The organism is Pseudomonas alkylphenolica (assembly GCF_016009175.1).
In the GTDB taxonomy this organism is placed as follows: domain Bacteria; phylum Pseudomonadota; class Gammaproteobacteria; order Pseudomonadales; family Pseudomonadaceae; genus Aquipseudomonas; species Aquipseudomonas alkylphenolica_B.
Genome location: NZ_JADUCM010000003.1, coordinates 291,804 through 306,271 on the forward strand (window position 1 = coordinate 291,804; position 14,468 = coordinate 306,271).

12 protein-coding genes are annotated in these 14,468 nt (G+C 60.6%); 6 read left to right on the forward strand and 6 right to left on the reverse strand.

What is annotated here, in order from left to right; all coding sequences use genetic code 11:
• Window positions 1-20: 20 nt before the first annotated feature.
• Window positions 21-2,333 (reverse strand): TonB-dependent receptor, encoded by a 2,313-nt coding sequence (locus I5S59_RS05860; RefSeq protein ID WP_197875778.1) that lies wholly within the window; start codon window positions 2,331-2,333, stop codon window positions 21-23.
• A gap of 219 nt (window positions 2,334-2,552) precedes the next feature.
• Between I5S59_RS05860 and I5S59_RS05865 the strand changes: the two genes are divergently transcribed.
• A complete protein-coding gene (locus I5S59_RS05865) occupies window positions 2,553-3,233 on the forward strand; it encodes a Fe2+-dependent dioxygenase (protein WP_128322633.1) in 681 nt (226 codons plus the stop codon).
• A 3-nt stretch (window positions 3,234-3,236) separates the two neighbouring features.
• Window positions 3,237-3,995 (forward strand): tetratricopeptide repeat protein, encoded by a 759-nt coding sequence (locus I5S59_RS05870; RefSeq protein ID WP_197875779.1) that lies wholly within the window; start codon window positions 3,237-3,239, stop codon window positions 3,993-3,995.
• Between the two features lie 45 nt (window positions 3,996-4,040).
• On the opposite strand, the gene I5S59_RS05875 is transcribed toward I5S59_RS05870, so the two are convergent.
• Window positions 4,041-5,204 carry a type III PLP-dependent enzyme gene (locus I5S59_RS05875; protein WP_197875780.1) on the reverse strand — a complete coding sequence of 388 codons (1,164 nt, stop codon included), beginning with the start codon at window positions 5,202-5,204 and terminating at the stop codon, window positions 4,041-4,043.
• 657 nt (window positions 5,205-5,861) lie between these two features.
• Here I5S59_RS05875 and I5S59_RS05880 point away from each other — a divergent pair.
• The 3 genes from I5S59_RS05880 to I5S59_RS05890 all read left to right on the forward strand — a co-directional run bounded on the left by I5S59_RS05880 (window position 5,862) and on the right by I5S59_RS05890 (window position 9,896).
• Window positions 5,862-6,350 (forward strand): RNA polymerase sigma factor, encoded by a 489-nt coding sequence (locus I5S59_RS05880; protein WP_197875781.1) that lies wholly within the window; start codon window positions 5,862-5,864, stop codon window positions 6,348-6,350.
• A 17-nt stretch (window positions 6,351-6,367) separates the two neighbouring features.
• The gene (locus I5S59_RS05885) at window positions 6,368-7,342 is read left to right on the forward strand and encodes a FecR family protein (RefSeq protein ID WP_197875782.1); all 975 of its coding nucleotides are present in this window, start codon (window positions 6,368-6,370) and stop codon (window positions 7,340-7,342) included.
• A 109-nt stretch (window positions 7,343-7,451) separates the two neighbouring features.
• On the forward strand, window positions 7,452-9,896 hold the full coding sequence (locus I5S59_RS05890) for a TonB-dependent siderophore receptor (RefSeq protein WP_197875783.1): 2,445 nt from the start codon (window positions 7,452-7,454) through the stop codon (window positions 9,894-9,896).
• 76 nt (window positions 9,897-9,972) lie between these two features.
• On the opposite strand, the gene I5S59_RS05895 is transcribed toward I5S59_RS05890, so the two are convergent.
• From I5S59_RS05895 to I5S59_RS05910, 4 genes are read right to left on the reverse strand one after another with little or no spacing between them, the layout of a single operon-like run.
• Complete coding sequence (locus tag I5S59_RS05895; RefSeq protein WP_197875784.1) at window positions 9,973-11,127, reverse strand: betaine/proline/choline family ABC transporter ATP-binding protein; 1,155 nt, start codon at window positions 11,125-11,127, stop codon at window positions 9,973-9,975.
• Window positions 11,124-11,777 carry an ABC transporter permease gene (locus I5S59_RS05900; RefSeq protein WP_197875785.1) on the reverse strand — a complete coding sequence of 218 codons (654 nt, stop codon included), beginning with the start codon at window positions 11,775-11,777 and terminating at the stop codon, window positions 11,124-11,126. Before I5S59_RS05900 ends, I5S59_RS05895 begins: the two co-directional genes overlap by 4 nt.
• The gene (locus I5S59_RS05905; protein ID WP_197875786.1) at window positions 11,774-12,682 is read right to left on the reverse strand and encodes a glycine betaine ABC transporter substrate-binding protein; all 909 of its coding nucleotides are present in this window, start codon (window positions 12,680-12,682) and stop codon (window positions 11,774-11,776) included. The genes I5S59_RS05900 and I5S59_RS05905 overlap by 4 nt, the downstream gene beginning before the upstream one ends.
• A 14-nt stretch (window positions 12,683-12,696) precedes the next feature.
• Window positions 12,697-13,410 carry an ABC transporter permease gene (locus I5S59_RS05910; protein WP_128322625.1) on the reverse strand — a complete coding sequence of 238 codons (714 nt, stop codon included), beginning with the start codon at window positions 13,408-13,410 and terminating at the stop codon, window positions 12,697-12,699.
• A 373-nt stretch (window positions 13,411-13,783) separates the two neighbouring features.
• On the opposite strand from I5S59_RS05910, the gene I5S59_RS05915 reads away from it, so the two are divergent.
• Window positions 13,784-14,359 (forward strand): hypothetical protein, encoded by a 576-nt coding sequence (locus I5S59_RS05915; RefSeq protein ID WP_197875787.1) that lies wholly within the window; start codon window positions 13,784-13,786, stop codon window positions 14,357-14,359.
• Window positions 14,360-14,468 lie beyond the last annotated feature (109 nt).

Consider the following 14,468-nt stretch of genomic DNA (forward strand, 5'->3'; position numbering starts at 1 on the left):
GGGCTTGCCGGTCAGCGCACTTAGAAGTGGACGCTGGTGGTCAGCAGGGCAGTGCGCCCGGCAGCCTGGTTGGCGAAGTGCGTCGAGTAGGCTTTGTCGTAGTAGGTTTCGTTGGTCAGGTTCTGCACGTTCAATTGCAGGTCGACGTTTTTGGTCAGCTTGTAGCTGGCCATGGCATCGTAGCGCCAGTAGGACGGCACGTACGTTGTATTGGCAACGCTCCCCCAGACCTGGTCGACGTAGAACGCACCGCCACCAATCGTGAGCTTGTTGGTCGCCGCGTAGGTGGTCCACAGGCTGAAGGTGTTTTCCGGCGTGTTGCCCAACTCATTGCCGTTGGTGGTGACATCGACAAAGTTCGGTGCGGTTGCGGTACCGATGTTGACTTTGCCGCCGTCGACCTGCTCGCTGTCCAGGTAGCTATAGCCAGCAAACACCTGCCATTTGTCGGTGATTTTACCGGTGGCCGTCAGCTCGACACCGTCCACGCGGGTTTTACCGGCGTTTTCATAGGTGTTGAGGTCGGTCAGCACGCGCGTGTTTTCTTTCTCGGTGCGGAAGATCGCTGCAGTCAGCGCCAGGCGCTGATCCAGCAGGTCCCACTTGGTGCCGATTTCGTAGTTGGTGGTTTCCTCTGGCTCCATGTCGTTTTTGACGGTCGACGTGGTGACAGGGTTGTTGTCGGTGCCTTCACCCAGCATCGAGCCCGGCGGTGTAGCCGAGGTGGCGTACGAAATGTAGATGCTGCCGTTGTCCTGTGGTTTCCACACCAGGCCAATCTGGCCGGTGATGAATTCACTGGTGTCTTCACCCTTGTTGGCAACACCGCTGGTAACGGTGGTGTTGCCCGCTGCGTCGTAGGTGCGGAACTTGGTGGTGAAGTGGTCGTAGCGCAGGCCCAGGTTCAGCAGCCATTGCGGATCCAGTTCGATGGTGTCGAAGGCGTAGAGGGCGCGGGTGGTGCTGGAGGTATCGGTGCCTGCGTAGTTGCGGTCGACCGTGCCGACCCAGACGTCGTCCGGGTTCGGGTTGCTCAGTGAGGTGCAGCTACCACCGTTGCTCGGCCCTTTGCAGTTGGTCAGCTTGGTGTTCGGGGTGACGGTGTAGCTCTGCTTGTCGGCATCTTCGTGAGTGAACTCGATGCCGGTGGAGAAGTTGTTCTTGAAGCCGCCAAGCACGAACTCGCCAAACAGGTCGGTCTGGTTGGTCGTGGTGGCAGTGTTGCCGACACGGGTGTTGGCACGGCGCCAGACACCATTGTTGATCACGTTGCCGGCGCTGTCGTCTGGCTGTGTCAGGACGTAGTCCTGCATGCTGTTGCCGTGGCGCGTGGTGTTCTTGATGGTCAACGAGTCGGTAAGGTCGTGTTCGATGGCGATGGTGCCGATATCGGTACGCGTTTTGCGGAAATCACGCCCGGTCAGGCCATAGAAGTTGCTGCTGTCGCCGCCATCGGTTGGCTTGTCCGGGCTGGCTGCGGTGTGGGTCTTGCCAACAGAGAAACCATACGGAATGCCCGAGTCCGGGAGGTCATTGCTCTCGACGTGGTAGTAGTCGAGGTTGACGCGGGTCGGGGTGCCCAGGCCGAACGCCAGCGACGGTGCAACGCCCCAACGGTCGTAGTCGACCTTGTCGCGGCCGGCAACGTTGCTTTCGTGGCTCATCAGGTTCAGACGGCCGGCAGCGCTGTCGCTGAACTGATAGTTGCCGTCCATGGTGTAGCGTTGGGTCTGGTCGGAGCCCCAGGTAAAGCCGCCGTCGAACGAGTTACCCAGGTGCGCACGTTTGCTCACCAGGTTGATGCTGCCGCCGGCAGCGCCGCGACCACCCATGGCCGAGTTCGGGCCTTTGCTGACTTCGATCGATTCTACGGCGAATACTTCGCGGGTCTGGGCGCCGGTGTCACGCACGCCGTCGAGGAAGGTGTCGCTCTGGGCGTCGAAGCCCCGGATGAACGGACGGTCGCCTTGCGGGTTGCCGCCTTCACCGGCGCCGAAGGTCACGCCTGGCACGGTACGCAGGGCGTCCTGCAGTGTCAGGGCATTGGTGTCCTTGAGCACTTGTTGCGGAATCACGGTAATGGAGCGAGGGGTATCCACCAGGGGCGCGGTGTATTTGGGCGACGATGCGCTTTCGACTTTGTAGTCGGTGCTGGCAACATCGGTCTGGCCGGTAACGCTGGTCGCGTCCAGGGCAATCGCGCCGTTCTTGACGGGCTCGGCATCTGCGGCATAAGCCATGTGGCCTGCAGAGGTAGCGGTGATCGCTACGCCAATGGCAGAGGCGAGCAAGCGTGGTGAACTGACAGCGGTTGGCACGTAGTGACGCGGCATGGTGGTCCCCTTCCCCGGTTTCAAAGGCCGCGAAATATAATGTAAACAAATATGAGTGGCAATTGAGAGTAATTATTATTAGTAAGAAATTTACATTCTTTACAATTTGTTTCTGACGGGTTTTTGCTGCTGAAACGTCGCACCCCTCGGAAAAGGCTTGTGGAGAGTCAATGGGAATCAATACCATTGACGTCCTTACTGATCCCAGGGGCTTGCGCCATGCTGCTACACATTGCCGGACTGTTCTCCACCGAGGAGGTCGCACGTATTCGTGAAGCGCTGGAGCAGACCGAGTGGGCGGACGGCAAGATCACCGCCGGCTACCAGTCGGCCAAGGCCAAGCACAACCTGCAATTGCCCGAGGGGCATCCGCTGGCCAAGGAGATCGGCACGGCGCTGATCGAGCGCTTGTGGCAGCACCCGCAGTTCATGTCGGCGGCCTTGCCGCACAAGGTGTTCCCACCGCTGATCAACTGCTACCGCGAAGGCGGCAATTTCGGTTTTCACATCGATAACGCCCTGCGCCAGCCCCGTGGCAGCCACGAGCGGGTGCGTACCGACCTGTCCTCGACCCTGTTCCTGAGCAATCCCGAGGACTACGATGGCGGCGAACTGGTGATCCAGGACACCTATGGCGTTCAGCAAGTGAAGCTGGCGGCCGGTGATCTGGTGTTGTACCCGGGCACCAGTTTGCACAAGGTCAACCCGGTCACGCGCGGCGCACGCTATGCCGCGTTCTTCTGGACCCAGAGCCTGGTGCGCGAAGACAGTCAGCGCGCCTTGCTGTTCGAGATGGACAACGCCATCCAGGCACTCACGGCCGACATGCCGGAGCACCCGGCGCTGATTCAGCTCACCGGCACCTATCACAACCTGCTGCGCCGCTGGGTTGAGGTCTGAGCCATGACATTTGCCTTGCGCAACCGCCAGGAGCTGGACAGCCAGCAATTCGCCCAGATGCTTGAGCACAGCCCGGCAAAGGCCGCTCAGGCGCTGGTAGCAGCGGCGGGGCAGGATATTGTCGAGGCACAGTTGCTGCTCGGGCAGATCCTGCTCGATGGCCGTGGCATCGAAAAAGACCCTGCCCTGGCGCGTCGCTGGTTTGCCATTGCTGCCAGCCGCGGCAGCGCCATGGCCGACAACATGCTCGGACGCTGCCTGGAGCATGGTTGGGGCGGAGAGGTAGACCAGGCACAGGCGGCACGGCATTACCTCAAGGCCGCGCAGGCCCGGCTGGACTGGGGCCTGTACAACTATGCCAATCTGCTTGCCACCGGGCGGGGTGTCGCCGAAGACCCGGTGACGGCACTGGCCTGCTATCGGCAAGCGGCCGAGCTCGGGCACGCCAAGTCGATGAACCTGCTCGGGCGCTACCTGGAAGAGGGCGTGCATTGCCCGCGCGATGTGCCCGGTGCACAGCGCTGGTACCAGCGTTCGGCCGAAGCCGGGGATTTTCGTGGGCAGTTCAGCCACGCCGGTGTGCTGGCCGCTCAGGGCCAGACGCACGAGGCGCTGGTGTGGCTGCAGCGGGCACTGGAGGGCGGCAACGCGAACTTCCTGAGGGTCGCCGGGCCAGCCCTGGAACAGGCTGAACAGCCTGAAATCCGCAAGCTGTCTGCGGCGTACCGGGCACGCCTGGCGCAACTGACTGCAGCGGCCTGAGCCGCGACCTGAAAGTAAAACGGGGCCTTGCGGCCCCGTTTTTCGTTACAGGTAGTAGGCTTTCAGCGGCGGGAAGCCGTTGAATTCCACCGCGCTGTAGCTGGTGGTGTAGGCGCCGGTCGACAGCCAGTACAGGCGGTCACCGATGGCCAGGTTCAGCGGCAGGCCGTACTTGTAGTGCTCATACATGATGTCGGCGCTGTCACAGGTCGGGCCGGCGATGACCACTTCTTCCATCTCGCCTTTCTTCTCGGTCCAGATCGGGAACTTGATGGACTCGTCCATGGTTTCGATCAGGCCGGAGAATTTGCCCACATCGGTGTAGACCCAGCGTTCGACGGCGGTACGCGACTTGCGCGCCACCAGCACGACTTCGCTGACCAGGATGCCGGCGTTGGCGATCAGCGAGCGGCCTGGCTCAAGGATGATTTCCGGCAGGTCGTCACCGAAGTCTTCCTTGAGGAAGCGGATGATTTCTTCAGCGTAGGTTTCCAGGCTGTTGGTACGGGTGATGTAGTTGGCCGGGAAGCCGCCACCCATGTTGATCAGCTTGAGCTCGATACCGTCTTCTTCCTTGAGGCGCTCGAAGATGACCTTGACCTTGGCAATCGCCGCGTCCCAGACACTGATGTCGCGCTGCTGCGAGCCAACGTGGAAGGACACGCCGTAAGGCACCAGGCCCAGGTCGCGGGCGAGGATCAGCAGGTCCATGGCCATGTCGGTCTGGCAACCGAACTTGCGCGACAGCGGCCAGTCGGCAGTGGTCGAACCTTCGGTGAGGATGCGCACATAGACTTTCGAACCCGGCGCGGCCTTGGCGATGTTGCGCAGGTCGGCTTCGGAGTCGGTGGCATACAGACGCACGCCCTTCTCATAGAAGTAGCGGATGTCTTTGGATTTCTTGATGGTGTTGCCGTAGCTGATGCGGTCGGCGCTGACGCCGCGGCTCATCACTTTGTCCAGCTCGTAGATCGAGGCGATGTCGAAGCTCGAGCCTTTTTCCTTGAGCAGGTCGATGATCTCGACGGCCGGGTTGGCCTTGACCGCGTAGTAGACCTTGGCGAATTCAAATCCGGCGCGCAGGTCATCGTAGGCCTGGCTGATCATCTGCGTGTCGATGAGTACGAACGGGGTTTCTTGCTTGTCGGCGAAGGCTTTCATTTTTTGAAAGGTATCGCGCGCGAAGTAGTCTTCGACCTGAATCGACATGCTTAGGGACTCCATGGGCAAACTGAAAAAATAAGTGGCTGCAACTGAACGTCCTCCGTATCCCCACTTTGGTTCGCCTACTTCCCAAGGCATGTCGCCGAAAGCAAAAAGGTCATCCGTGCGTGATAAAGCGAGCTACGGGTGACCTTGCTGTCTCGTCGTCAGTACTTGAGCCGGATGGATCGTTTCCAGCATGGACGTTCGGCGCGAACTTTAGGACCTGAGGGGCTCAAGATCAACAAAAAATGTCGCGATTTTGCACACGCCTGTCGCCGTGATTCGGCCAGCCACTTTTTAACCGACCCAGGTAAACAGTAGATGTTCAATTTGATGACAAAAGCGTTAAAAATACCTGCATAAGCGCAGATCGTGTTGAAAGTCGGCTAATTCGCCAAGAGTGGCTTTTATGGGGGAAATTCGGGGCAAAAGTCGTTGAAAAGGTGGCGATTTTTGCTTGGTATTATCCAAGGCGTTTGCGTGGGTGAATGGTGTGGCCGTTCATATTTTTTCTCGCTTTTTTCAAGCGCTCCGACCGACGGTTTCGTGCAGTTTTTTCTCGTTTTACGCTTCGTCGGTCGCTGTCATCTTCGATTGAAGCGCTTAATAAGAAACATTACTATTCGCGCTCTCTCTTTTTGCCTGGCGTACCCCCGCATCGTGTCGCGACACAAAGGCTTTTTCGACCACTACCATGAGCTGATCGGCACCTGGACGCGCAAGCTGCGCAATCGCCAGCAAGCCGAGGACCTCGCTCATGACGCCTTTGTGCGGGTGCTGGAAAATGAACAGGCCGGTGTCGAGCAGCCGCGTGCCTACCTGCACCAGACCGCACGCAACATCGCCGTCGATGGTTATCGCCGCGAAGACCGTCGCCAGTTGCTGGAACAGGACACCTTCGATCCTGGCACCGACGCCCATGGCGACCCGGAGGCTTATATGCATGCCCTCGAGCTGGCTGACAGTGTTGAGCGCGCCCTGGCGCAGCTACCGCTGAATTGCCGACGGGTGTTTATCTGGCAGAAGATCGAAGGACTGACCCAGGCTGAAATTGCCGAGCGCATGGGCTTGACCAAGAACATGGTCGAAAAGTATATGATCCGCACGCTCCGGCATCTGCGTGAGCACCTGGATGTGTCGACGAGATGAGTCAGGCGAATGTTTTCATGAATCAGGACGCGTGCCTTTGTGGCGATGACGCTGTGCGCGATCAGGCAGCCCGCTGGTTTGCCCGCACCCGCGACGGTGTGTTGGCGGCCGAGGCGCAGGCACAGCTCGACGCCTGGCTGGCACAACACCCGCAGCATCAGCACGAATACGATCTGCTCGCCCGGCTGTGGGGCGCAGCCGATGCACTGCCGCGTACGCGTCTTGAGGCACTGTGCCAGGCCGATCCGGTACGCCAGTTGCCGCGTCGGCGCTTCATCCAGCAGGCATTGGCTGCAGGTGTCGCCGCTGCGGCAGTGGGGCTTGGCTGGTTCGGCTGGCAGTACCATCAGCTCAATTACCAGGGCCAGTTGCAAACGGCGCTGGGCGAACGCCGCCAACTCGAACTACCGGACGGTTCACAGCTGGAACTCAATGGCCGAACCCGGGTAAAAGTCGATTTCAGCGCCGGGCAACGGCGCATCGAACTGGCGGCGGGCGAAGTCATGTTCAGTGTTGCCCATGACACGGCGCGGCCGTTTGTCGTCAGCACCAGCAATGGCTCGGTAACCGTCACCGGCACGCGTTTTGACGTGCGCCTGGATCCGGACCGTACGCGGGTGGCGGTCGAGCAAGGTTCGGTCAGGGTGCAGGGCAGTGGCGCCAGTCAGGCGCTGCTCACTGCCGGGCTGGGTTCGCAGATCGATGCCCAGGGCAAGGTCGCCGAGCCCTATGCCGTGGACGCCGCGGCACTGACGGCATGGCGCAAAGGCAAGCTGGTGTTCAATGACGTGCCCTTGAGCGAGGTGGTCGAGGAAGTGTCGCGCTACCGCGCGCAGCCACTGCGCGTAGCGCCGGGCAAAGCCGCCGCGCTGCGCCTGAGCAGCACGTTCAGCAGCGACGACACCGATGCACTGCTGCGGGCCTTGCCGAGCATCCTGCCGGTGGTAATCAAGGCCCATGCCGACGGCTCCAGCGAAATAATTTCAAAATAAATTCAGGTTTTTTTTCAGTTGTTCGTCTTCCTGGCCAACTGCAACTGCCAAGCATTTCCATTTGCATGCAGCGGGTGCATACCCCGGACCTTCAGGATGTTTCGACGACGTGAATAACACCAAGTTTTCCCTGCGTTCTCCTCGTTTTCGCTGGTTGCCCTTGGCGCTGGCCTTGGCCGTGAGCAGCGGTATTGCTACCAGCTATGCCGATGAGGCAGTGACCCGGATCGAAATTCAGGCGCAACCGCTGGCGTCGGCCTTGAGTCAACTGGGGCAGCAGACGTCGCTGCAATTGTTCTTCAGCCCGGAGCTGGTGGCCGGCAAGCAAGCCCCGGCGGTGTCGGGCAACCTGGCGCCGGAGCAGGCCCTGCAGACTCTGTTGCAAGGCAGCGGCCTGACCTACGAGATGTCCCAGGGCACGGTGGTGCTCAAGCCTGCCCAGAGCGCCGGCACCCTGACCACCGGCAGCCTGGAACTGGCACCGACCGACATCAAGGTCGTGGGTGACTGGCTGGGAAACGCTGAGGAAACCGTGGTTCAGAACCATCCCGGTGCGCGCACCGTGGTGCGCCGGGAAGCCATGGTCGAGCAGGGTGCGATGAACGTGCGCGATGTGCTGCGCGGCGTTCCTGGTGTTCAGGTCCAGGATTCCAACGGCACCGGGGGCAGTGACATTGCCCTGAACGTCGGGGTGCGCGGGCTGACATCGCGCCTGTCGCCACGCTCCACTGTACTGATCGATGGCATTCCGGCAGCGTTCGCCCCTTACGGGCAACCTCAACTGTCGATGGCGCCGATCTCGTCCGGCAACCTCGACAGCATCGATGTGGTGCGGGGCGCCGGCTCTGTGCGCTATGGCCCGCAAAACGTCGGCGGGGTAATCAACTTCGTTACCCGCGCGATTCCGGAAAAAGCCACCGGCGAATTGTCGACCACCATGGAGACCTCCCGGCATGGCGGCTGGAAGCACATCGAGTCGGCATTTCTCGGCGGTACGGCCGACAACGGCCTGGGCGCGGCGTTGCTGTACTCGGGCGTGAATGGCAATGGCTACCGCAGCAGCAACAACGGCAACGACATCGATGACGTGCTGCTGAAAACCCATTGGGCGGTGACCGACAGTGACGAGCTGTGGCTGAACTTCCACTACTACGACGCCACGGCCGACATGCCGGGGGGCCTGACGCAGGCACAGTTCGACGATGACCCGTACCAGTCGGATCGTGACTACGACAATTTCAGCGGCCGCCGTAAAGATGTGTCGCTGAAGTACCTGCGCCAGATCGACGATGTCACCCAGTTCGAGGTGCAGACCTACTACACCGACAGCTTCCGTGGCAGCAGCATCGCTGCCCGTGACCAGAAGACGTTGTCGTCGTACCCGCGCAGCTATCACACCTTCGCCATCGAACCGCGCGTGTCACGGATCTTCTTTGCCGGCCCGACCACCCAGGAAGTCAGCGTCGGCTATCGCTACCTCAAGGAAGCGATGCACGAACAGTCGACCCGCCTGGGTTTGATCGATAACGTTCCGACGCCGGTGCCGGGCTCTGACGGCCATGTGTTCCAGGACCGTACCGGTGGTACCGAGGCCAGCGCCTATTACATCGACGACAAGATCGACGTCGGCAACTGGACCATCACCCCGGGGATTCGCTTCGAACACATCAATACCGACTGGCATGAACGCCCGGTTATCGGTGCCAACGGCAAGCCGGTACAGGAGAAAAATCGCAGCATCAGCAGCAACGAACCCTTGCCCGCGCTGAGCGTGATGTATCACCTGTCGGATGAGTGGAAGCTGTTCGCCAACTATGAAACCTCGTTCGGCAGCCTTCAGTACTTCCAGTTGGGGCAGGGCGGCAGCGGTGACCAGACGGCCAATGGCCTGGAGCCGGAAAAGGCCAAGACCTACGAGATCGGTACCCGCTACAACAATGGTACCTGGGGTGCTGAGCTGACGGCGTTCTACATCGACTTCGATGACGAACTGCAATACATCAGCAACGATGTCGGCTGGACCAACCTCGGTGCCACCAAGCACCAGGGTATCGAAGCGTCGATGCGCTATGACCTGTCGGGCCTTGACCCGCGCCTGCAAGGCCTGAGCGCCAACGCGGCATTCACCTACACCCGTGCTACTTACGAAGGTGATATTCCTGGCTTCAAGGGACGTGACCTGCCGTTTTATTCGCGGCAGATCGTCAATGCCGGCCTGCGCTACCAGGTTGATCGCTGGACCTGGAACCTGGATGCCTACGCCCAGTCGAAACAGCGCGCACCGGGTACCGGGATGAATGCCGATGGCAGCTTCAATGGTGACTACATCACCGAGCCGAGTGCCGACGGTCAGTACGGCGACATTCCTGGCTACGTCACCTGGGCGGCGCGCGGGGGCTACGACTTCGGCAAGGAGCTGTCGAACCTGAAGCTGGCGGCGGGGGTGAAGAACATTTTCGACAAGCAGTACTACACCCGCTCCAGCGACAACAACTCGGGGATCTACCTGGGTGAACCACGTACGTTCTATGTGCAGGCCAGTGTAGGGTTCTAAGCCCTACACTGCGGTGTGGTCAACACACCGCAGCGCCTGGTTCGCCGGCAAGCCTGGCTCCTACAGCTTTAGGACGTCAGGCCATGGCCTCGGCTGGCGACACGATGCTGGTTTTTCCACCGCGTGAACGTCCCGAGCTCAGGTAGGCGGCAATCGATTCCTGGGTCACCTCACCGAGAAACACCTGCTCGGCATCGAGCACCGGCAACCACGAGCGATTGAACTCGTACATCCGCGACAGCAGGATGCGCAGGTGCTCGTCGTGGGACGCCGTGGCATTGAAGGTACGCAGGAAATCGCTGCAGCTGCCTTGCTGGCGATGCAGGTCACGCCGGCGCACATAACCCATGGCCTTGTTCTGCGCATCGGTGACCACCACGTAGCGGCGGTCATGCTCATCCATCAATTCCAGCGCATCGTTCACTGGCGTCTCCGGGCTGACGGACGGTGCGTTGTCGGCGGCGTCTTCGGCGCGTACCAGCAGCAGGCGTTTGAGCGTGCTGTCCTGGCCGACAAAGTTGCTGACAAAATCATCGGCCGGGTGTGCCAGCAGCGTGTCGGGGTGGTCGATCTGGATCAGTTTGCCGGCACGGAAAATGGCAATCTTGTCACCGAGTTTGATCGCCTCGTCAATGTCATGGCTGACCATGATCACCGTCTTGTTCAGCGCCCGTTGCATCTCGAAGAACTCGTTCTGGATCATCTCGCGGTTGATCGGGTCGACGGCACCGAACGGCTCGTCCATCAGCAGCAATGGTGCGTCGGCGGCCAGCGCGCGAATCACCCCGATCCGCTGCTGCTGGCCACCGGACAGCTCGCGCGGGTAGCGTTGCAGGTACTGCTTGGGTTCGAGCTTGATCATGCTCATCAACTCGCGGGCGCGCTCGTGGCACTTCTGTTTGTCCCAGCCGAGCAGGCGCGGGACCACGGTGATGTTTTCCTCGATGGTCATGTTGGGGAACAGGCCGATCTGCTGGATCACATAACCGATGCGCCGGCGCAGGCTGACTTCGTCGAGGCCGCTGGTGTCTTCGCCGTTGATCAGCACCTTGCCGGAAGTCGGCGCGATCAGGCGATTGATCATTTTCAGCGTGGTGCTCTTGCCGCAACCGGACGGGCCGAGGAACACGCAGATTTCGCCTTCATTGACGGTCAGGCTGACAGCGTCGACGGCTTTGACGTCTTTGCCGTTGGCGTGAAAGGTCTTGCTCAGGTTCTGAAGTTCGATCATTTGCGCAGTCCTTCTGGAGTCAGGGCACGTTGCAGGATTTGCAGCAGCAGGTCGGCGAAGATCGCCAGCAGGCTCACCAGCACAGCGCCGACCAGCAGCATCGACATGTCGCTGCGGCTGATGGAGGTCAGGATGAGTACGCCCAGGCCACCGGCGCCAATGGTGGCGGCGATGGTCATGACGCCAATGTTCATCACGACGGCGGTACGGACACCGGCGAGAATCACCGGTACGGCGATAGGCAGTTCGACCATGCGCAGGCGCTGGCCGAAGGTCATGCCGATACCGCGTGCTGCTTCACGGATCCCGGGTTCGACGTTGGTCAGTGCCAGGTAAGTGTTTCGCAGGATCGGCAGCAGGGAATAAAGGAACACGGCGGTGATCGCCGGTAGTGGCCCCAGGCCCTGGCCGAATTTGGAGTAGAACGGCAGCAGCAGGCCGAACAGGGCAATCGAGGGGATGGTCAGCAGTACCGTGGCACAGGTTTGCAAGGGGCCGGCCAGGGACGGGAAGCGGGTCATGAGGATGCCCAGCGGTACGCCGAACAGGATCGCCAGGCTGACGGCGATGCCGACCAGGGTGATGTGCTGCCAGGTCAGGTGCAGGACCTGGGCCCAGTCCAGGTGAGCGAAGGTATCGAGCATGTTCATGGCTGCTCCTGTGCAGGTGGATGCTGGCGCAGGTACTCGGCCGCTACCTTGCCCGGGCTCTGGTGCTCGACGTCGACCTTGGCGTTGAGTTCGCGCATGGTCTGGTCATCCAGTTGCTCGGCCAGTGGCTTGAGCAGGGTGGCCAGTTGCGGATGGGCATCGAGGACTTCCTTGCGCACTACGGGGGCGGCGGTGTAATCGGGGAAGTAGTGTTTGTCGTCCTCGAGCAGTTTGAGGTCGAAGGCGCTCAGGCGTCCGTCGGTGGTATAGACCAGGCCGCTGAACACCTGGCCGTTGCGCAGTGCGGTGTAGACCAGGCCGGCATCCATCTGGCGGATGTTGCGGCGGGTCAACTGCAGGTCATAGGTTTCGGTCAGCCCCACCAGCCCGTCGGGACGGTTGGCGAACTCGGTGTCGAGGGCGACCACATGGTTGCGGTCCTTTTCCTCGCGTAACACCTGATTCAACTCGCTGATGGTGTTCACCTGCGGATACTGCTCGGCGATCTTGCGCGGCAAGGCCAGGGCGTAGGTATTGCTGAACTTCGACGGCGCGAGCCAGATCAGGTCTTTTCTGGCATCCAGTTCCTTGACCTTGGCATAGGTGGCCGCGGCGCTGGGCATGCGCTCCTCGATATGGTTGTAGGACACCAGCGACACACCGGTGTATTCCCAGACCATGTCCAGCTGGCCGGTTTCGTGGGCGCTGCGTGCCAGGTTGCTGCCCAGGCCGCCGGTGATGCGTACATCGAAGCCGTTCTGGTTCAGGTAGCGGGCAGTGATTTCGGCCAGCACCGTTTGCTCGGTGAAGACTCGCGCGCCGAGGCGAATCACGGGTTTTGTCGCAGCCTGGGCAAATCCGGAGAACAGCAGGGCCGCGCCCAGTAACAAGGCGATTCTTTTCATTGGAGTTCCTTCGCTTAGTGGGCCAGGCCGCGTTCAAGCCAACGGCGACTGCCGTGCGCCACCAGGGCGTCAAGCAACAGGGCGAGCAAGGCGGTGCAGGCCGCGCCGAGCAGCAGTTGCGGCTGATTGTTCAGAGCAATGCCGGGGAAAATCAGGCTGCCCAGGCTGTTGGCGCCGATCAGGAACGACAGCGGTGCGGTGCCGACGTTGATCGCCAGGGCGACGCGCACGCCACCGATGATGATCGGCACGGCATTGGGAAGCTCGACACGCCAGAGGCGTTGACGGGGTGTCATGCCGATACCGGTGGCGGCTTCTTTTAGCGAGGCGGGAACATTTTTCAGGCCCTCGTAGGTGTTGCGCACGATGGGCAGGAGGGAGGCGAGGAACAGCGCGAAGATCGCGGGACCGGCGCCGATGCCGAGGAAACTCAGGGCAATGGCCAGAACGGCCAGGGGCGGAATGGTGTTGCCAATATTGAAAAACTGCATGAATCGTTCGGCACGGTCGACCCGGTGTGGTCGACTCAAGGCAATCCCAGCAGGTATGCCCACGGCTAACGCCGCCACCATCGACAGCACCACCAACAACAGGTGGGCTTGCAGGTAGAACCACAGATCGGCGCGGTAGTGCGCGATCGTATCAATGCCGATCCAGTGGATCAGCAGGGCCAGGATGACGAGCACAAAGGCACATCCCATCAGCCCCTTGCCATAGCTTTTAGCCACAGGCGGACTCCTTTTGTTGTCGGCGAACACACTCCCGTGGCGGCCGCCATTCCAGGCGGCAGGCAGTGTGATCGCGATCAGCAGCGTGTTGTCCGAAGCGGAGCAGAACACGCCATAAGCGAGGCCTCGTCAGGCTCGTGTTGCCGGTGAATCTCACCCTGACGAACGGTTTTTACCGCATGCAAATCAGGGGAGTGGACGCCTCCACAGCCGTAAAGGTTCCCATCTGAAGCGGCATTTGGCCAGCGCTGTGTTTTTTCAACCGCTTGGTTTCCCTCTGCAATTTACCGCTGCAGCCCTTTTGAATAAGGGCCTGGCGGGGCTGCGACGAACGGTCTCTTTGCACTGGAAATAATCAGAAAAGGTTACTGAAATGCTGAAGCATGACTACGATCGGTCATTCGTTGCCTACGTGGCCTGTACAACACCTGGGCATGAGGGGTATCTGGATTTCGCCAAGTTGGCAGTGAGAAACACAGAGGCAGCGCGGATTGCCGACGACTGGCTGATCGTCACGTCCTTTCTTGGCCGGGAGCCTCACCGCTTCTGGTTCCGTTGCCTGGTCGACGAGGCCACAGGGCGCAGTTACTACGATGTTCAATCATGGAGTCGGCGAACCGGCAGGGATTTCAAATCGAAAAAGCGCCACATGGACCGCAACCACAATGGTTACGCCTGCCTGTATGAGGCGTCGACAGCAGAAGACCGCCTGTGGAAGGTGATGACATTGAGTGAAGGCAGCTACGCCCGTATGTCGCAATTTCCGGAGGTTGGCCAGTCCATTGCGGCACAAATCTGGGCTCGCACGAGTAATGATGCGTTGTGCGTCTGTGAACGTGAGGATGTCGGGGATGAATGGTTTGCTTATGTAGCCACAAGTGGCGGCCCCACGCTGAATCTGCGCCTGGAGATCACGGATATCGGTGAAGAGTTGCTGGACGACCATTGACGGGTGCGCCGGCAGGCAATTTCTTTTGGTCATGGGCTGGAAGGGTTATTTGGGTCCGCAGCGGGTTTCGGGTATAATCTGCGCCCTTTTTTTAATCCCTTGCCAGGCG